A 17,196-nucleotide genomic window follows, 5' to 3' on the forward strand; every position below is an offset into this window, starting at 1 on the left:
TGGTGGTGCAGGTGGTTGTCTCCCAAACCCTGAGCTGGCCTGGCAGGCCCCCAACTGCAACCCAAGCTATTGGCATTCCAGGCCGGCGCACTGTTCCAAGGTGAGCTAAAGATGCTGAAACGTTGTCCGCGCCGTTGACGCCGCCGGTGAACCTCCCCGAGCTCGCTGGGCTGGCTGCGGCCCGTCAGGTTGTGCCGCCTGCGCTCAGGCCCTGGCTGCCGAGCTTGGGCTTGGGCCTGGCTGGCTGGCTGGTCACCGATGGCCTGCTGCGCCTCAGCCATCTGCCCCTGTCGCCCGGGATCACCCTGGCGGGGTTGGCGCTTGGGGCCTGGTGGTGGCGGCGCCCGCGCCCGCTTGGGCCTTCCGCAACGGATGTGCCGGGTTGGCTGGAGCGCCTGGAGCGGCTCGACGCCCAGTTTGGGACGCTCGCGGCTGGCCAGGTGGATCCCACCAGCCCTGCTGGAGCGCTGGTGGAGGCCGCCCGCCTCGACCGCGCCAACCAGCTCGCGGCCCTGCGCCAGGAGCTGGGGCGACTGGGCTTGACCCTGGCCCTGGTGGGCACCAATCCTCCGTCAGGCCAGCTTCAGGGCACCGTGCTGGAGGCCCTGAGGGGCCCGGAGCCCCTCCAGCTGCACTGGGCCCACCCCCTGCCGGCCTGGAGTGCGGACTGGTGCTGGCCGCCGGTGTTCGAAGCCTGTGATGGCCTGATTCACCACCTGCGCATGCCCCTGTCGGCGGCTGAGCTGCGTTGGCTGGAAGCCCTTCCCCAGGGCCAACCCGCCTGGCTTCTGGTGCAGCGCGATGGCCAGGGGCCGGGCCCCGACCAGCTGGCTGCCGAACTCCAGGCCCAGCTCGGTGCGGAGCTCTCGGCCCGTCTGCTGTTCTGGGATGGCCAGGCCCAGACCCTGGCCAGCAGCCTGGCCCCCTTGGCCCGGGACCTGGGCCCCGCCGCCGCCAGCCTGCGCCAGGCCCGGCAGCTGCGCCGCTTGCAGCAGCTGCACGGTCGCTGGCAGCGTGATCTCGAGCAGCATCGCCGTGAGCTGTTCCGACCGTTGCAGCGCCGCACCCAGTGGATCGTGGCGGCCGGTGTGGTGGCGGCCCCCCTGCCCAGCCTCGACCTGCTGGTGTTGGCGGTGGCCAATGGGCTGATGCTGCAGGAGATGGCCCGCCTCTGGGATTGCCCCTGGACCCTGGAGCAGCTGCAGGCCGCCGCTGGGGAACTGGCCAAGGCCTCGCTGGCCCTGGGGGTGGTGGAGTGGAGCAGCCAAGCCCTGGCTGGGCTGGTGAAGTGGCACGGGGCCACCTGGTTGGTGGGCGGGGCGATGCAGGCCCTCAGCGCCGCCTACCTCACCCGGGTGGTGGCCCACGCGATGGCGGACATGCTGGCCCTCTCCGCTGGGGTCAGTGAGCCTGACCTCGCGGCGATCAAGCGCCAGGCCCCACTGCTGGTGGCCCAGGCGGCCGAGGCGGAGAAGCTCGATTGGCCTGCCTTCCTGGAGCAGGGGCGCCAGTGGCTGCGCAGCCAGACGGTCCCCGTGGCGGACGGCGGATCAACGGCCTGCGAACATGCGATCTGAGGATGCCGCGTCTGCGGAGCAGGGCCCTTGTTTGAGCTGGATCAGCGGGTGCTGTTTGCCTTTCTGCTCACCCTGGCAGCGGGACTCTGCACGGGCTTAGGCAGCCTTCTGGGCTTGTTGTCCCGGCGCTTCAGCCCCCGGGTGCTGACCCTCTCGCTCAGCTTTTCGGCTGGCGTGATGATTTACGTCTCCTTCGTGGAGATCTTTCCCAAGGCCCGCCAGGCCCTCTCCCTCGGGCTCGGACCTGCCACCGGCTATGCGGCCACCGTGCTGGCCTTTTTTGCCGGCATGCTGCTGATCGCCCTGATCGACCATTCCCTACCCAGCCATAACTTGGCCTTGACGGAGAACGATCCATCCGGGGCCCGCTCGCGCACCCTGCTGCGCACGGGACTGTTTTCGGCCCTGGCGATCGGGATTCACAACTTTCCCGAGGGGCTCGCCACCTTCGTGGGAGCCCTCTCCAGCCCAAGGCTGGGCATCGGCATCGCCATCGCGATCGCCATCCACAACATCCCGGAGGGCCTGGCTATTTCGGCCCCCGTGTATTTCGCCACCGGCAGCCGCAGCAAGGCGTTCTGGGTGTCCTTCGCCTCAGGTCTGGCCGAGCCGATCGGCGCCGTGGTGGGCTACGGCTTTCTGCGCTCCTTCCTCAACGACACGGTGATGGGGGTGGTGTTCGCCAGCGTGGCCGGCCTGATGGTGTACATCTGCCTCGATGAACTGCTGCCGGCTGCCCAGCGCACCGGAGCCCATCACCACCTGATGATTGCCGGGGTCACGGCGGGGATGGTGGTGATGAGCATCAGTCTGGTGTTGCTGGCCTGAGGTGACTCCCGCATCCACCGATCAGCGCTGGCCCTGGTGGCCCCTGTTGCCGCTTTACCCCTATGGCCGGCGCCGCACCCTGGTGCGGGAGCTGATTCCTGGCCAGGTCTGGAGCCTGGAGCAGCTCCAGGGGGTGTTCTATGTGGCCGTGCCGATCCGGATGACGGTGCTGCGGCTGCGCCAGGGCCTGTTGCTCTACGCGCCTGTGCCTCCCACGGGCGAGGTGCGCGCCGCCTTGGCCGAACTGGAGGGTCGCTACGGGCCCGTGTGCACCATCGTGCTCCCCACCAGCTCCGGGCTGGAGCACAAGCTGCCGGTGCCGGCCATGGCCCGGGCCTTCCCCACGGCCCAGGTGTGGGTGACCCCCGGTCAGTGGAGTTTCCCCTTGCCCCTGCCGCTGCCCTGGCTCGGCTTTCCGGCGTCGCGCACCCGGGTGCTGTTTGAGCAGGGCCTGCCCCATGCCGATGAACTGAGCTGGATTCCGCTGGGTCCGCTCGATCTCGGCCTGGGCACCTTCATGGAGGCCGGCTGCCTGCATCGGGCCAGTGGCTGCCTGCTGGTCACCGACGCCCTGGTGGCGATTGGTCCGGAGCCACCGGAGCTGTTCCGCGCCGATCCCACCCCCCTGTTGTTTCACGCCCGGGACCGGGGTGATGAACCCCTCTCCGACACACCGGAGCGACGCCGGCGCGGCTGGCAGCGGCTGGTGCTGTTTGCCTCCTATCTGCGTCCAGATCCCCTGGTGGTGCCGGGGTGGGGGGAGCTGCTGGGAGGCGTGCTGGCCAAGGGGGTCCGCTCTCCCCAGGCCTATTTCGGCCTCTACCCCTTCCGCTGGCAGCACGACTGGTCCGCCGAATTTCGTCGGTTGGTGCCCGGGGCCGGGCCGGCCCTGCAGGTGGCCCCGGTGCTGGAGCGGTTGGTGTTTCCCCGCTGCCAGGCCGCCCTGTTGGCCTGGATTCGCACCCTGGCGGCCGAGCCTGAGCTGCGCTGGCTGGTGCCAGCCCATTACGACGCCCCCGTGGCCTGCAGCCGGGAGCGGCTGGAGGCTCTGGCCACCCAGCTGGAAGCGCGCCCCTGGGCACCAGACGCGGGCAGCTGGGCCTACCTGGCGGGCATCGACAGAACCCTGCTGCGGCTCGGTTTGGTTCCTGAAAACCCCAGGTCCCAGGGCTGAATCCGGTCGGCGGACGCGACGCGTCAGAGCCGCAGTTCGCCGGGATCCGCGTCCAGGTCCGCATCCAGATCGCCGCTGCCGAGCAGGCTGCTGTCCAGCTCCATGCGCTGCTCCATCTGGCGCAGGAAGTAACCCGTCATCATCGCGGAGGCGAGCAGCCCGGCGAGGTTGTCGCGGTTGGTCTGAATCTTCACCTCAAACTGCTCGCCTGGGAGCATGCCCAGCAGGCCCTGCACGTTGTGGCGAATGATGTCCTGAATATCTCCGCTGGCCGAGCGCGCCACCCGCTGCAGGACCTCTGGAGACTGCTCCTGGAGGTACTGGATCAGCGTGTTGCCGCTGATCGCCTCGTTGTCGGTGGTCAGGAACTCCGGGTTGAACATCGCCGGTGTGCGCTGCGTCCGAGTTGCACCCTACCCCAGCTCTTCCGGCCCACCAGGGGGGTGGCCCTTGGCGGAGAACCGTAACCAGCCCATGCGGTTGGCCGGCCAGTAGCGCAGCACGGCCGTGCCGATCACCGCGTCCCGGGGCAGGGGTCCCCAGAGGTGGGAATCGAGGCTGGCATTGCGGTTGTCCCCCAGCACCATCAGGTGGCCGGGGGGAACGGTGAGCGGCGCCAGGGTGTAGTCCATCGGTTCGGCCGACCAGTCGATGGGGGCCGGCGACCCGTTGCGCCAGAGCATCCCTTGACGCACCTCCACCCGATCCCCCGCCTGGGCCACCACCCGCTTGATCAGGGCTGCGTTGGGTTCGTAGCCCGCCTCAATCAACGCGACGGGTGGGCGGAACACCACCACGGTTCCCACCGGCAGGGGGCGATGCAGGCGCGCCCGCAGCTTTTCCACCAGCACCCGATCCTGGAGCTGCAGGCTGGGCAGCATGGAGCCGGAGGGAATCCAGCGCGGTTCCACCACGGCCCAACGCAGCACCAGGGCCAGGGCCACCCACGCCAGCACCGGCAGGATCTGGCGGCGCAGCAGCACCAGGGGGCTTTCGGCGGGACGGGGGGATGGGGGCTCCAAGGGCAGGGGCGAGGATGATCGGCCCATCCTGAATGCCCCCGGCGTGGCCCCGGTCCATCGCCCGCTTTCCCCTCGCCCTCCTTCGCCTCGCCCTCCCATCGGTTCCGACCTCTCCACCGGCAATCTCCAGGCGTCGTTGGTGCTGTTGGCCGCTCTGATGCGCGGTGGGCTCACCCACTTGGTGCTCTGCCCCGGCAGCCGCTCGGGCGCCCTGGCCGAGGCGGCCGGCGTGCTGGAGCGGCAGGGACTCGACCTCCGCACCGCGGTGGATGAGCGCTCGGCGGCGTTTTTCGCCCTGGGGCTGGGCCGGGCCACGGGGCGTGCCGTCGCGGTGGTGACCACCTCCGGCACGGCCGTGGCCAACCTGCTGCCAGCGGCGGTGGAGGCCGATTACGGCGCCATTCCCCTGCTGCTGATCAGCGCTGATCGGCCCGATCGCCTCAAGGGCTGTGGTGCCAACCAGACCGTGAACCAGGAGTGCTTCCTGGCCGCCAGTGTGCGTTGGCTGGGCCAGGGGGATGGCGCCGGTCTGGCTCAGATGGGCGAGGACGCGATTGTCCAGCTGGCCCGCAGGGCCCTGGCGGCCACGCAGGCCCCTGGGCAGGCCCCGGGGCCGGTCCATCTCAATCTTCCCTTTGACGAACCACTCCACGCCGACGGCCCTGCACTGCTGACGGTGACAGTTCCCCCGGTGGAAGTGCCTCCGTTGGAGGTGCCCCCGGTGGAGGGCCCCCTGGTCACCCCAGCCTCCAGCGTGCCCGCTGCCATCCCCAACTCGGACCCTGGCCCGATGCCGGACCTGGACCAGGCCGGTGTGGTGGTGGCTGGCCCCTGGCGCGGACTCCCCCAGCACTGGGATGGCCACCTGGCGGCCCTGGTCCGTCTGCAACGGCGCACGGGCTGGCCGGTGCTTGCCGATGGCCTCAGCGGGCTGCGGGGTGTGCCCGAGCTGCAGCTGGTCGCGGGCTACGACCTGGTGTTGGATCATCCCGATGGGGCCCTTCAGCCCCCCCTGCAGCTGCTGCGCCTGGGTCCGGTGCCCGCCAGTCGGCGCCTGCAGCGCTGGATTGCCCAAGCCGGGCCCCGCCAGTGGCTCGTGAGTGAGGGGGACCCCCGCTGCCTGGACCCCCTGGGCTGCTCCTGCCAGCCGATCCCAACCGGCCTGGCCGCCTGGCTGGCCAGCTGGCCCGAGCCCTGCTGGGCGGGGTCGCCCAGCCAGGCCGCCCGCGAGGTGGCACAGGCCTGGTCCCAACGGGAGCGGGCCCTCCAGGGTTGGTTGGACCACGCCCTGCCCGGGGGCGGTGGCGGTGAGCCCGGTCTGGCCCGGGCCCTCGGCCGCCTCTTGCCGGCCGATCTGCCGTTGGTGATCGCCAACAGCAGCCCGGTGCGGGATTGGGAGAGCTTCGGAGACCCAGCCGCCCCGGGCCGTCCCGTGTATGGCTTCCGGGGGGCCTCCGGCATTGACGGCACCCTGTCCATCGCCTGCGGGGTGGCTGCAGCCCTGGGCCGGGCGGTGCTGCTCACCGGGGATCTGGCCCTGCTCCATGACAGCCATGGCTGGCTTTGGCAGAGCCAACTGGGTGGCCGGCTCACGGTGATCCTGATCAACAACGGCGGTGGCGGCATCTTTGAGCAACTGCCGATCCGCACCACGCCAGAGCAGGCCCTCGATTTCGAACGGCTGTTCGCCATGCCGCAACCGGTTGACCATCTGGCGCTGGCGGCCGCCCACGGGGTGCCTGGCCGCCGCGTGGAGGGGGGGGCGGATCTGGCGCCTCAGCTCCGTTGGGCCCTCGAGCAGCCGATGGCCTTGCTGGAGGTGGTAACCGATCGCCGGGCCGATGCGGCCCGGCGGCAGGAGCTGCGCAGAATGGCGAGCCCATCCCTGCTCCAGCCGTGACGGCCTCCTCCCCTTCCCCGGCGCCGGCGTCCCCGGCACCGGTCACCTGGCAGCCCGCTGGCTCCTACGAGGACATCCTGTTCGATCTCTGCGAGGAGGGAATCGCCCGCATCACGATCAACCGACCGCACAAGCGCAACGCCTTTCGGCCGCGCACCGTGCAGGAGCTGTGCGATGCCTTCTCCCGGGTGCGCGACAACCCCAGGGTTGGGGTGGTGTTGTTCACCGGGGCCGGGCCTGCGGCCGATGGGGGCTGGGCCTTCTGCTCCGGCGGTGACCAGAGCGTGCGCGGGGATGGCGGCTACGTCGATGAGACGGGGCTGCCGCGGCTCAACGTGCTGGACCTGCAGCGCCTGATCCGCAGCCTGCCCAAGGTGGTGATTGCCCTGGTGGCGGGCTATGCCATCGGGGGTGGTCAGGTGCTGCACCTGCTCTGCGATCTGAGTCTGGCGGCCGAGAACGCCGTGTTCGGCCAGACCGGGCCTCGGGTGGGCAGCTTCGATGGCGGCTTCGGCGCGGGCTATCTGGCGCGGCTGGTGGGTCAACGCAAGGCTCGGGAGATCTGGTTTCTCTGCCGCCAATACGGAGCTGACGAGGCCCTGGCCATGGGCCTGGTGAATGCGGTAGTGCCCCTGGCCCAGCTCGAGCAGGAGGGGCTGCGCTGGGCCCGGGAGGTGCTGCAGCACAGCCCCACGGCGATCCGTTGTCTCAAGGCCGCCTTCAATGCCGAAACCGATGGCCTGGCGGGCATCCAGGAGCTGGCCGGCCAGGCCACCCATCTCTTCTACCGAACGGAGGAGGGCCAGGAGGGCCGCAATGCCTTCCTGGAAAAGCGCGCTCCTGACTTCTCCGACGCTCCCTGGTTACCTTGACAGCAGATCCGGGGGCTGTCGGGCCAAGGGACACAGGTGGCGGCGGGGCTGATGGACGGTGTTGTTCGCTTTGGAGCTGCTGCCCTTTGGGCTGTGCTGTTGCCTGGCTTCATCGGGCTGCCTGCAGCGGCTGATCCGCCAGCTGGGGAGCGCGTCTCCCTTCCCACCCCCGAGCGCCAGCTGGTGCTGGATCGTCGGTTGCGGCGGCTTTCCGTGATCGAGGACGGGCGAGAACGGCGCCGGTTCCCGGTGGGGGTGGGCCGGCCCGGCTGGGAGACCCCGGTGGGGCGGTTCGAGGTGATCGAGCTGGCCGTGGATCCCACCTGGGAGCATCCCGCCACCGGCCGCCGCATTCCCCCGGGGCCCGGCAACCCCCTTGGCAGTCGTTGGATCGGGTTTCATCGCGATTGCCGCGGCCGGGCGGGCTTCAACGGCAGCGAGCATCTGGTGGTGAAGGGTTGCGTCAGCGCGGGATTTCACGGCACCCCCCAGCGCGACAGCGTGGGCCGAGCCGTGTCCCACGGCTGTGTGCGCCTGCTCGATGAACATGTGCGCGAGCTGTTCGAGCTGGTGGAACTCGGCACGCCGGTGACAGTGCTGCCCTGATAGCGCCCGTAGAGTTGCGCCCACTTCGGTGCACTAGGCATGCGGATCCTGTTTGCGGCGGCCGAATGCGCCCCGATGATCAAGGTCGGCGGCATGGGCGATGTTGTCGGATCCCTGCCGCCGGCCCTTGCGGCCCTGGGCCATGACGTGCGCATCATCCTGCCGGGCTACGGCAAGCTCTGGTCCAAGTTGCAGGTGTCGGCCGAGCCGGTGTGGCGGGGCCACACCATGGGCAACGACTTCGCCGTGTTTGAGGCCCGCCATCCCACCAATGGCCTCACCCTGTATCTGGTGGGCCATCCGGTGTTCGATCCCGAGCGCATCTATGGCGGTGAGGACGAAGACTGGCGCTTCACCTTCTTCGCCAGCGCCACGGCTGAATTCTGCTGGCACCACTGGAAGCCCCAGGTGCTCCATTGCCACGACTGGCACACCGGCATGCTGCCCGTGTGGATGCATCAGGACCCCGAGATCAGCACCGTCTTCACGATCCACAACCTCAAATATCAGGGCCCCTGGCGCTGGAAGCTCGACCGCATCACCTGGTGCCCCTGGTACATGCAGGGAGATCACACCATGGCGGCGGCCCTGCTCTATGCCGACCGGGTCAATGCGGTGTCGCCCACCTACGCGATGGAGATCCGCACGCCCCAGTACGGCGAGCACCTTGATGGCCTGCTGAATTTCATCAGCGGCAAGTTGCGCGGCATCCTCAACGGCATTGACACCGAAGACTGGAATCCGGCCAGTGACACCACTCTGCCGGCCCGTTTCTCCGCCGCCGACCTGGCCCCGCGTGCAGCCAACAAGCAAGCTCTCCAGGAGCGTTTTGGCCTCGCGGTGAATCCCCGCTCTTACCTGATGGGGATGGTGAGCCGCCTGGTGGATCAGAAGGGCGTGGATCTGCTGCTGCAGGTGGCCGACCGGGTGCTGGCCTACACCGACAGCCAGATCGTGGTGTTGGGCACCGGTGATCGCACCTATGAAAGTGGGCTGTGGCAGATGGCCTCCCGCTATCCGGGCCGCTTCGCCGTGTTTCTCACCTACGACGATGCCCTCTCCCGTCTGATCTATGGCGGCAGCGACGCCTTCCTGATGCCCAGTCGCTTCGAGCCCTGCGGCATCAGTCAGATGCTGGCGATGCGCTACGGCTCCATCCCCGTGGTGCGCATGGTGGGCGGCCTGGTCGACACCGTTCCCCCCAACGATCCGTTGGCTGGGGTGGGCACCGGCTACGGCTTCGACCGCTACGAACCGATCGACTTCTACACCGCCATCGTGCGCTCCTGGGAGGCCTATCGCAACCAGGCCAGCTGGCAGGAGCTGCAGCGCCGGGCCATGGCGGTGGACTTCAGCTGGGCTCGCTCCGCCCTCGAATATGACGCCATGTACCGCGATGTGTGTGGGGTCAAGGAACCCACGCCCGAGGCGGCCGAGGTGGAGCGCTTCTCCCAGGGGCAAGATGCGGATCCCAGCCGCCGGGGACTGGCCTCCCTGCTGAAGCGCCGATGAACCCCCTGCGGTGACGTTCCCCAGCCCGCCGCCTCCGGCCCGGGACCCCGTACCCGATCCGTCTGTTGATCCGGTGCCCTATCCGGCCCCCTATGAGGAGCCCTGGGGGCGCCTGGCTGGGGATCTGCGGGCCGTGGCTGCCAGCACTGGCCTCAAAGTGAGGGAGCTCTGGCGCCGCAACGGCGAGGGGGATCTGTCCGTGCCGGGCTTCTGGCCCACCGCCTGGGCAGCCCTGTTCTGGCCGCTGCTGCTGGCCCTGGGCCTGGCCAGCCTGCTGGCTCTGGGCCTGGGGCTGGCGCGGGGCCTGGGGGGCCTGCCTTCAGCCTCGCCTTCTGCGTCCCTCTCGTCCCCAGAGCTCTCCCTTCCTGCCCCACGAGCCGAGCCGCGCTCCAGTCCCCGGGCGGTTCCGGAGCCCAAGGCTCTTTTGGATCGCGAGCCTGTTTTGGATCGCGAGCCTGGTTTGGAGCGCCAGACGGCCGGGGGGGCCGCCTCGGTGCCAGAGCCGCCACCCACCCTCGAGCTCGATCCCCTGCTGGGCCTGTTGATCCAAGATGACTCTGGAACCCTGATCGCCTCCGCCCGCCCCGTCCCGGCGGAGGGTCGGCTGGACCTTGAGCTCTCGAACCTGTTCCAGGCCCTGCCGGATGCGCGCCGTCAGCAGCAGGCGGACGCCTGGCTGCAGCGCAGTCGTGACCTCGGCTACGAGCACCTCAGACTGCTGGATGCGGAGGGTGTTGTGATGGGTCAGGCCGCCCGCGTCGGCGGCGGCATGGTGTTGCTGGATCCCCCTGGGCCAGCTGGGCCATGATCCTGGCCATCCCCGTTGTCCGCCGCCGATGACCTTGCGCCTGGCCCAGCTGCAGGAGCTCTGGGGACTGCCCGCCAACGGACCCCTGTCCCCTGCCCAGGCCGAGCTGCCCCTTGCTCCCCAGGAGGTCTGCACCGACAGTCGGCGGCTCAGCGCCGGGCAGCTGTACCTGCCCCTGGTGGGGGAGCACTTCGACGGCCATGCCTTCCTCGCCGCCGCCCTGGAGTCCGGTGCCGGCGGCCTGCTGGCCCAGCCCGATCGCGTGCCGCCCGGCACCGCGGACGCCCTGGTGGCCACCGCGACCCGCGCTGGGGTCCCGCTGTGGTGGGTGCCGGACACCCTTCAGGCCTACCAGGAGCTGGCCGGTCTCTGGCGTCAGCAGCTGGAGGCTGCGGTGGTCGCCGTCACCGGGTCGGCGGGCAAAACCACCACCCGCGAACTGATTCGAGCGGCCCTGGCTCCCCTTGGGCCCGTGTGGGCCTCCAGCGGCAACGAGAACAACGACATCGGTGTGCCCCTCACCCTGCTGGGTGCCAGCCCTGGCCAGGCGGCGGTGGTGGTGGAGATGGGCATGCGGGGCCTGGGTGAGATCGAGCGACTCAGCCGCTGCGCCCGACCGGACGTGGCCGTGATCACCAACATCGGTACGGCCCACATCGGCCGCCTGGGCAGCCGCGAGGCGATCGCCACGGCCAAGTGCGAGATCACCTCGGGGTTGTCCGCCGATGGGGTGGTGGTGATTCCGGCTGGCGACCCCCTGCTGGATCAGGCCCTGGCCCGGGTGTGGCCCGGCCGGGTGGTGCGGGTGGCCCTGGACGGAGAGGGATTCGAAACCCAGGCCGACTGGGTGGGGCGGCTGGACTCCCTCGGGGAAACCCTGGAGCTGGCCGGCGTGACCCTGCCCGTTCCCCTGGAGGGGGCCCATCACGCCCGCAACCTGTTGCTGGCCCTGGCCGTGGCCCAGGAGCTGGGGCTGGATCCGGCCCGCTGGCAGCCCCTGGAGGTGGCGCTTCCCGGGGGCCGAAGCCGCCGCCTGGAGATCGGCGGGGTGCGGGTGCTGGATGAGACCTACAACGCGTCCCCGGAGGCGGTGCTGGCGTCCCTCGAGCTGCTCGGCCGCCAGCCCGGCCGGCATTTCGCCGTGTTGGGCACGATGCTCGAGCTGGGCGATCAGAGCCTCGCCTTGCATCGCCAGGTGGCCGCGCGGGCCCGCCAGCTCAACCTCGATGGGCTGGTGATTGTGGATGGTGGGGCCGAGGGGGAGGCCATGCTGGCGGCGGCCAGCGGCCTGCCCCGGCTGGAGCGTGTCACCGCACCGGAGGCGGCCGCTGCCCCCCTGGCCCAGTGGCTGGAGCCCGGGGATGTCCTGCTGCTCAAGGGAAGCCGCGGGGTGGCCTTGGAGCGCCTGATTCCCCTGCTGCAGCGGTAGCGCCAACGTCCAGTGGATCCGCCATGATGCAGGCGGAGCAGCATTTCACGATGTTGTGCCTTCGGGCAGAGGCCCTGGGTGGTGGTTCACCCGGGGCCTTTCCGTTGGCAGCCTTCTGCAGGGTTGCCTCAGCCCAGGTACCACTGCAGTAGGGCACCGAGCTGCCCCACCATCCCCTTGCCGGTCAGCACTTCACCGGCCAATGCGGCCATGAAGCCCAGCATCGCCACCCGGCCGTTCAGCCGTTCCACTCCAGCCAGGGCCTGGGTGTTCCAGGGCCTGGGACTGGTCATGCTTGCGCCGAAGCGCTCGACTGGCTCGTAGGCAAAGCCGTCGTCTTCCCGCTTCGAGACGTTCAGCGTGTCGCGATCCATGCCAGCAGCCTTGGGGTGGGCGCAGCCTATGGGTTGGGCGCCGGGCCTGACCAGTTCTCCTTCACCAGCTGGCGGGCCCGGCCCAGGGCCAGAGCGCCGGCGGGCACATCGCGGGTGAGGGTGGAACCGGCCCCTACGGTCACGTTGTCGCCCAGGCGGATTGGTGCCACCAGCACCGAATTGGCGCCCGTCTTGCTGCCGGCGCCCACCACCGTGCGGTGCTTGTTCACACCGTCGTAGTTGGCGGTGATCGTGCCAGCCCCCACATTGACGCCGGCGCCCAGGTCTGCGTCGCCGATGTAGCTCAGGTGGTTCACCTTCACACCCGCCGCCAGGGTGCTGTTCTTCACCTCCACAAAGTTGCCGATGTGGCAGTGCTCGCCCACCTCGCTGCCTGGCCGCAGCTGGGCGAATGGACCAATGGCGCAGCCGTCGGCGACGCGAGCCTGCCGCAGAACCGAATACACCACAGACACCTCCGCACCCAGCAGGCTGTCCTCAATCAGGCAGCCGGGGCCGATGCGGCAGCCATCGCCGATGCGGCTGGCGCCGCGGAAGTGGCACTGGGGTTCCACCACCACATCCCGGCCAAAGCGGCTGTCTTCACTCAGGGTGCAACTGGCGGGGTCGGTGAAGGTCACCCCCTCGGCCATCCAGTGGCGCCTCAGGCGGTCCTGCAGCACCGCTTCGCATTGGCTGAGCTGCAGACGGTCGTTGATGCCGGTGATTTCGTCGGCATCGGCCACCTCCCGATGCATGGCCGGCTCAAGCAGGGCCACGGTGTCGGTGAGGTAGAGCTCGCCCTGGTCGTTGTCGGTGGTGAGCAGGGGCAGCACGGCGGCCAGCTGCTGCCAGTTGAAGCAGTAGATGCCGGCGTTGGTGAGGCTGTTGCGGCGTTGCTCGTCGTTGCAGTCGCGATGTTCCACGATGGCGCTGACCGCCCCGGCGGCATCGGCAAACACCCGCCCATAGCCGGTGGGGTCGGCCAGCCGGGCGGTGAGCAGGGTCACGGCGGCGCCGCTGGCGCGGTGCTGTTCCACCAGGGAGGTGAGGGTCTCCGGCCGCAGCAGGGGGACGTCACCGTTGAGCACGAGCAGATCGCCCTGGAAGTCGCCCAGGGGCTCCAGCAGTTGCTGCACCGCGTGCCCGGTGCCGTTCTGGGGTTGTTGCAGCACGTACTCCAGGCCGCTGTGGCCCTGCAGCTCCCGTTCCACCCGCTCCGCCTGGTGCCCCACGATCAGGATGCGGCGCTCAGGGTGGAGGGCGTCGCAGCTGCTGAGCACCCGCTCCACCAGCGTGGCTCCCGCCAGGGGCTGCAGCACCTTGGGCAGGGCGCTCTTCATGCGCGTGCCCTTCCCTGCAGCCAACACGGCGACGGCGAGCATGGACGGCGGCAAGCGGCTGGGGCGGAATCTACGTGGCCTGCTGGAGGCGGGCCAGGTCGTCCCAGAAGCCGGGGTAGGACACCGCCGCCGCCTCAGGGCGATGCAACAGGCTGTCGCCCGTGGCGATGCCGGCAGCCACCGCCAGGCTCATGGCCACCCGGTGGTCGGTTTCACTGTCCACCACCGCCCCATGCAGGGGGGTGGAGCCGGTGATGGCCAGACCATCCTCGAATTCCTCGATCCGGGCAGCCATCGCCCCCAGCTGGCGGGCCATCACGGCCAGGCGGTCGGTCTCCTTCACCCGCAGCTCTTCGGCATCGCGGATGCGGCTGGTGCCTTCCGCACAGCAGGCCGCCACGGCCAGCACCGGGATTTCATCCACCAACCGGGGAATCAGGTCGCCCCCGATGTCGAAGGCCTGCAGGGGGCCATGGCTCACCTGCAGATCGCCCACCGGCTCGCCGGCCACATCCCGGCTGTTGAGCACCGTGATCTGGGCCCCCATCTGCTCCAGCACCTCCAAGATGCCGGTGCGGCTGGGGTTGAGCCCCACGTTTTCAACCGTCAGTTCGGCGCCTGGGGTGATGGCAGCTGCCACCAGCCAGAAGGCGGCGGAACTGATGTCGCCCGGCACCACGACGCTCTGGCCGCGCAGGCTGGCCCCGGGGGTGAGGGTCACCTGGGTCAGACCCGGTCCACCCACCTCCAGCTGGGCGCCGAAGGCCCGCAGCATCCGTTCGCTGTGGTCGCGGCTCTGGGCCGGCTCGATCACCGTGGTGGGACCTGTGGCGGTGAGCGCCGCCAGCAGGATCGCGCTCTTCACCTGGGCTGAGGCCACCGGCGTGTGGATGGTGGTGCCGCGCAGGGACTGGCCCAGCACAGCAAGCGGGGCGAAGTTGCCACCTTTGCGGCCATGGATCACCGCGCCCATTTCGGCCAGGGGTCCGCCCACCCGCCGCATCGGGCGGCCCCGCAGGGAGCCGTCGCCCGTGAGCACGAAGTGGCGGTCCACCCGTCCGGCGAGCAGGCCCAGCATCAACCGCATGGTGGTGCCGGAGTTGCCGCAGTCGAGCACGTCGCCAGGCTCCTGGAAGCCATCGAGACCCACGCCCTCCACCGTGACCGGCTCACCGGCCCGGATCTCCGACACCGTGACGCCCATCGCCCGCAGGCAGGCGGCGGTGCTGAGCGGGTCTTCGGCGGGCAGGAGCCCCTCAATCCGCGTGACCCCTTCAGCGATGGCACCGAACAGCAGGGCGCGATGGGAAATGGATTTGTCGCCGGGCACCTGCACGGTTCCCCGCAGCGTTCCCCCCGCCGCAAGCGGCAAGGGGCTGGTGGAGGGGGTGGGCTGGCTCAAAACGGAGGGGGATGGGTGGGGTCGATCCTATGGAGGCCGCTGCGATCACCCCAGGATCAGTCCGCCGTCGTCCTCCAGGCTGGCTTCAGCGCTGCGCAGATCAAACAGCAGGTCTTCCAGGGTGAGCTGGGAGAGCACCTGGGTGAGGCTCCGCGCCAGCCGTTTCTCCAGGGCCGCGGTGACCTGGTCCCCGGGCTGGTTTTCGGGCTCGCTCAGCCCAGCTGCTCCAGCGGCTGGTGCCGCCGCGGCCGCAGCCAGCACCTCCGTCAGGACGATCTGGCGGGCAGGTCGCGCTAGCCGGTAGCCGCCGTTGCGGCCCCGCCGGGCTTCCAGCACGTCGGCACGGCGCAGCCGCAGCAGCACCTGCTCGACCATGGCGGCGGGAAGCTGCTGGGCTTCGGCCAGCTCCTGGGCGGAACGCCACTGCGCCGGGGCCTGGGCCAGTTCGAGCAGGGCCTTGAGGGCCTGGATCCCACTCTTGCGAAGCATCAGGCCCGCGCCGCCAGCCGCTCCAGCACATGCTCGAGGGTGTAGCCGAACAACGCCGGGTCGGGGGCCTGTCCCCCGAGGTCAGCCAGGCCCAGCTCGGCCCAGCGGCCATCAATGCGTGCTTCCAGCTCGGCTGGGCGCCGCAGCGGTTCACCCCAATCATGGCGCTTCTCAGGTCCCACTTTGGTGGTGGCGTCGATCGCCAGGCGGCCGCCCAGTCCGAGGCGCTCGCTGGCGAAGTCCAGGGTGTCGAAGGGGGTGTCCTCCAGGACAAACAGATCGCGTTGGGGATCCACCTGGGCACTGATGGCCCAGATCACCTGGCGGGGATCGCGGATGTTGATGGTCTTGTCGACCACCACCACGAATTTGGTGTAGGTGAATTGGGGCAGGGCGCTCCAGAAGGCCATGGCGGCTCGCTTGGCCTGGCCCGGGTAGGCCTTGTCGATGGCGATCACGGCCAGCTTGTAGCTCAGCCCCTCCATCGGCAGGAAGAAATCCACGATTTCCGGGATCTGCTGCCGCAGGATCGGCGTGTAGATGCGGTTGAGGGCGATGGCGAGCATCGCGTCCTCCTTCGGCGGCCGTCCGCTGAAGGTGGTGAAGTAAATCGGGTTCCGCCGCTGGGTGACGCACTGGATCTGCACCAGGGGCGAGTCTTCCACCCCGCCGTAGAAGCCCATGTGGTCACCGAAGGGGCCGTCGGCGAGCTCCTCGCCTGGGGTGATCGTGCCCTCCAGCACCACTTCGCTGTGGCTTGGCACCTCGAGGTTCACGGTCTTGCACTTGGCCAGGCGCACCCCTTCGCCGGCATAGAGACCGGCGAACAGCCACTCGCTGAGCTGCACGGGGATCGGCGTGGCAGCGGCCATCACCAGCAGGGGATGCACGCCGATGGCAATGGCGATCTCCAGCTTCTTGCCCATGGCCGCCGCCTTGCGCAGGTGGCGGGCGCCGCCGCGCACGCTGAGCCAGTGCACGGTCATGGTGTTGATGCTCTGCTGCTGCAGCCGGTACACGCCCACGTTCGGCGTGCCGGTTTCCGGGTCCTTGGTGATCACCAGGCCGAGGGTGATGATCCGGCCGCCGTCGCCTGGCCAGGGGCGCAGGAGGGGCAGGGCATCGAGGTTCACCTGCTTCCCCTTGAACACCTGCTGGTGGCAGGGGGGCATGAGGTCGAGATCGGGCCTGGCCTTGAGCACATCCAGCAGCACCGAGCCGAAGCGCACGGCCTCGCGGGCTCCCTTGGGCGGGCGGGGCTGCTGCAGCAGGGCCAGCCGCTCGCCCAGGGTTTCGAGTTCCTCGGCCCGCTCCATCCCCATGCTCCACAGCACCCGTTCCTGGGTGCCCAGCAGGTTCACCGCCACCGGCATGGAGCTGCCGATCACGTTTTCGAACAGCAGGGCCGGTCCCCCCAGGCTCAGCACGCGATCGGCGATTGCCGCCAGCTCGAGGTCCGGGTCCACCGGGGCCGTGATCCGTCGCAGACGGCCACGCTGCTCGAGCACCTCCAGAAATCCCCGCAGATCCCGGCGGCTGCGCTGGCTGATCAGGGGCGCTGCCATGGGCTGGGCCAGTGGGACGGTCGGGCCCATCCACTGTGACGCACGCGGCACGGCTGCCGGGGCCCCCGCCTGCCCCTGACTACTGTTACTGCCCCTGGCTGTGGGCCGCTGTGCAGATTTCCTATTTCCATTCTTCCGAGGCCGTTCCCGCGGTGACGTCCCCGCTGGAAGGGGGGCCGGATGCCGCAGTCGTCATCGATGTGCTGCGCGCCACCACCACCATTGCCTGGTCGCTCCACAACGGCGCCGAGGCCATCGCGGCCTTTGCCAACCTGCCTGAGCTGGAGACGGCTGC

Annotated in this window: 17 protein-coding genes; 10 read left to right on the forward strand and 7 right to left on the reverse strand. The window is 69.7% G+C overall.

The genetic code is table 11. The features are described 5' to 3' along the window. The first annotated feature begins 122 nt into the window (after positions 1 to 122). From KBY71_RS06285 to KBY71_RS06295, 3 genes are read left to right on the forward strand one after another with little or no spacing between them, the layout of a single operon-like run. Complete coding sequence (locus tag KBY71_RS06285; RefSeq protein ID WP_254928093.1) at positions 123 to 1,577, forward strand: YcjF family protein; 1,455 nt, start codon at positions 123 to 125, stop codon at positions 1,575 to 1,577. A 27-nt stretch (positions 1,578 to 1,604) separates the two neighbouring features. Further along, on the forward strand, positions 1,605 to 2,405 hold the full coding sequence (zupT, locus tag KBY71_RS06290) for a zinc transporter ZupT (RefSeq protein WP_254928094.1): 801 nt from the start codon (positions 1,605 to 1,607) through the stop codon (positions 2,403 to 2,405). Between the two features lies 1 nt (position 2,406). Then, entirely contained in the window at positions 2,407 to 3,579 is a 1,173-nt protein-coding gene (locus KBY71_RS06295) for a DUF4336 domain-containing protein (protein WP_254928095.1), read from the forward strand. Positions 3,580 to 3,602: 23 nt separating this feature from the next. Here KBY71_RS06295 and KBY71_RS06300 read toward each other — a convergent pair whose 3' ends face one another. Beyond that, positions 3,603 to 3,962 (reverse strand): DUF760 domain-containing protein, encoded by a 360-nt coding sequence (locus KBY71_RS06300; RefSeq protein WP_254928096.1) that lies wholly within the window; start codon positions 3,960 to 3,962, stop codon positions 3,603 to 3,605. Between the two features lie 30 nt (positions 3,963 to 3,992). Continuing rightward, positions 3,993 to 4,601, reverse strand: a complete 609-nt coding sequence (gene lepB, locus KBY71_RS06305; RefSeq protein ID WP_396095083.1) for a signal peptidase I — start codon at positions 4,599 to 4,601, stop codon at positions 3,993 to 3,995. Positions 4,602 to 4,644: 43 nt separating this feature from the next. Here lepB and menD point away from each other — a divergent pair, with 43 nt between their 5' ends. From menD to murF, 6 genes are read left to right on the forward strand one after another with little or no spacing between them, the layout of a single operon-like run. Beyond that, positions 4,645 to 6,501, forward strand: a complete 1,857-nt coding sequence (menD, locus tag KBY71_RS06310) for a 2-succinyl-5-enolpyruvyl-6-hydroxy-3-cyclohexene-1-carboxylic-acid synthase (RefSeq protein WP_315858530.1) — start codon at positions 4,645 to 4,647, stop codon at positions 6,499 to 6,501. Further along, the gene (gene menB, locus KBY71_RS06315) at positions 6,498 to 7,373 is read left to right on the forward strand and encodes a 1,4-dihydroxy-2-naphthoyl-CoA synthase (RefSeq protein ID WP_254928097.1); all 876 of its coding nucleotides are present in this window, start codon (positions 6,498 to 6,500) and stop codon (positions 7,371 to 7,373) included. The genes menD and menB overlap by 4 nt, the downstream gene beginning before the upstream one ends. Before the next feature lie 51 nt (positions 7,374 to 7,424). Next, entirely contained in the window at positions 7,425 to 7,979 is a 555-nt protein-coding gene (locus KBY71_RS06320) for a L,D-transpeptidase (RefSeq protein WP_254928098.1), read from the forward strand. 39 nt (positions 7,980 to 8,018) lie between these two features. Next, positions 8,019 to 9,491 carry a glycogen synthase GlgA gene (gene glgA / locus KBY71_RS06325; protein WP_254928099.1) on the forward strand — a complete coding sequence of 491 codons (1,473 nt, stop codon included), beginning with the start codon at positions 8,019 to 8,021 and terminating at the stop codon, positions 9,489 to 9,491. Between the two features lie 10 nt (positions 9,492 to 9,501). Next, positions 9,502 to 10,299, forward strand: a complete 798-nt coding sequence (locus tag KBY71_RS06330) for a hypothetical protein (protein ID WP_254928100.1) — start codon at positions 9,502 to 9,504, stop codon at positions 10,297 to 10,299. A 28-nt stretch (positions 10,300 to 10,327) separates the two neighbouring features. Beyond that, the gene (murF, locus tag KBY71_RS06335; RefSeq protein WP_254928101.1) at positions 10,328 to 11,728 is read left to right on the forward strand and encodes a UDP-N-acetylmuramoyl-tripeptide--D-alanyl-D-alanine ligase; all 1,401 of its coding nucleotides are present in this window, start codon (positions 10,328 to 10,330) and stop codon (positions 11,726 to 11,728) included. Between the two features lie 128 nt (positions 11,729 to 11,856). Here murF and KBY71_RS06340 read toward each other — a convergent pair whose 3' ends face one another. Genes KBY71_RS06340 through KBY71_RS06360 form a run of 5 tightly spaced genes read right to left on the reverse strand, consistent with a single transcriptional unit; the run spans position 11,857 to position 16,901 of the window. Then, complete coding sequence (locus KBY71_RS06340) at positions 11,857 to 12,102, reverse strand: chlorophyll a/b-binding protein (RefSeq protein ID WP_254928102.1); 246 nt, start codon at positions 12,100 to 12,102, stop codon at positions 11,857 to 11,859. 26 nt (positions 12,103 to 12,128) lie between these two features. Then, positions 12,129 to 13,487, reverse strand: coding sequence for a bifunctional UDP-N-acetylglucosamine diphosphorylase/glucosamine-1-phosphate N-acetyltransferase GlmU (gene glmU, locus KBY71_RS06345; protein ID WP_254928103.1), 1,359 nt, complete (start codon positions 13,485 to 13,487; stop codon positions 12,129 to 12,131). Between the two features lie 28 nt (positions 13,488 to 13,515). Further along, positions 13,516 to 14,847 carry a 3-phosphoshikimate 1-carboxyvinyltransferase gene (gene aroA / locus KBY71_RS06350; RefSeq protein WP_254928104.1) on the reverse strand — a complete coding sequence of 444 codons (1,332 nt, stop codon included), beginning with the start codon at positions 14,845 to 14,847 and terminating at the stop codon, positions 13,516 to 13,518. Between the two features lie 45 nt (positions 14,848 to 14,892). After that, entirely contained in the window at positions 14,893 to 15,336 is a 444-nt protein-coding gene (locus KBY71_RS06355) for an Rrf2 family transcriptional regulator (RefSeq protein WP_254928105.1), read from the reverse strand. Continuing rightward, positions 15,336 to 16,901, reverse strand: a complete 1,566-nt coding sequence (locus tag KBY71_RS06360; protein WP_254928106.1) for a UbiD family decarboxylase — start codon at positions 16,899 to 16,901, stop codon at positions 15,336 to 15,338. The genes KBY71_RS06355 and KBY71_RS06360 overlap by 1 nt, the downstream gene beginning before the upstream one ends. Positions 16,902 to 17,011: 110 nt before the next feature. Here KBY71_RS06360 and KBY71_RS06365 point away from each other — a divergent pair. Next, positions 17,012 to 17,196: 2-phosphosulfolactate phosphatase (locus KBY71_RS06365; RefSeq protein WP_254928107.1), on the forward strand; the 185-nt coding region annotated here is incomplete at its 3' end.

Origin of the sequence: Cyanobium sp. T1B-Tous (genome assembly GCF_024345475.1) — a bacterium.
Classification (GTDB): domain Bacteria; phylum Cyanobacteriota; class Cyanobacteriia; order PCC-6307; family Cyanobiaceae; genus Cyanobium_A.

Excerpts from the sequence above, each read along its gene's own strand:
- KBY71_RS06340 (WP_254928102.1), bottom strand. The coding sequence starts at position 12,102 with ATGGATCGCGACACGCTGAACGTCTCGAAGCGGGAAGACGACGGCTTT.
- murF (WP_254928101.1), top strand. The coding sequence starts at position 10,328 with ATGACCTTGCGCCTGGCCCAGCTGCAGGAGCTCTGGGGACTGCCCGCC.
- glgA (WP_254928099.1), top strand. The coding sequence starts at position 8,019 with ATGCGGATCCTGTTTGCGGCGGCCGAATGCGCCCCGATGATCAAGGTC.
- glmU (WP_254928103.1), bottom strand. The coding sequence starts at position 13,487 with ATGCTCGCCGTCGCCGTGTTGGCTGCAGGGAAGGGCACGCGCATGAAG.
- KBY71_RS06300 (WP_254928096.1), bottom strand. The coding sequence starts at position 3,962 with ATGTTCAACCCGGAGTTCCTGACCACCGACAACGAGGCGATCAGCGGC.
- KBY71_RS06360 (WP_254928106.1), bottom strand. The coding sequence starts at position 16,901 with ATGGCAGCGCCCCTGATCAGCCAGCGCAGCCGCCGGGATCTGCGGGGA.
- KBY71_RS06355 (WP_254928105.1), bottom strand. The coding sequence starts at position 15,336 with ATGCTTCGCAAGAGTGGGATCCAGGCCCTCAAGGCCCTGCTCGAACTG.
- KBY71_RS06320 (WP_254928098.1), top strand. The coding sequence starts at position 7,425 with ATGGACGGTGTTGTTCGCTTTGGAGCTGCTGCCCTTTGGGCTGTGCTG.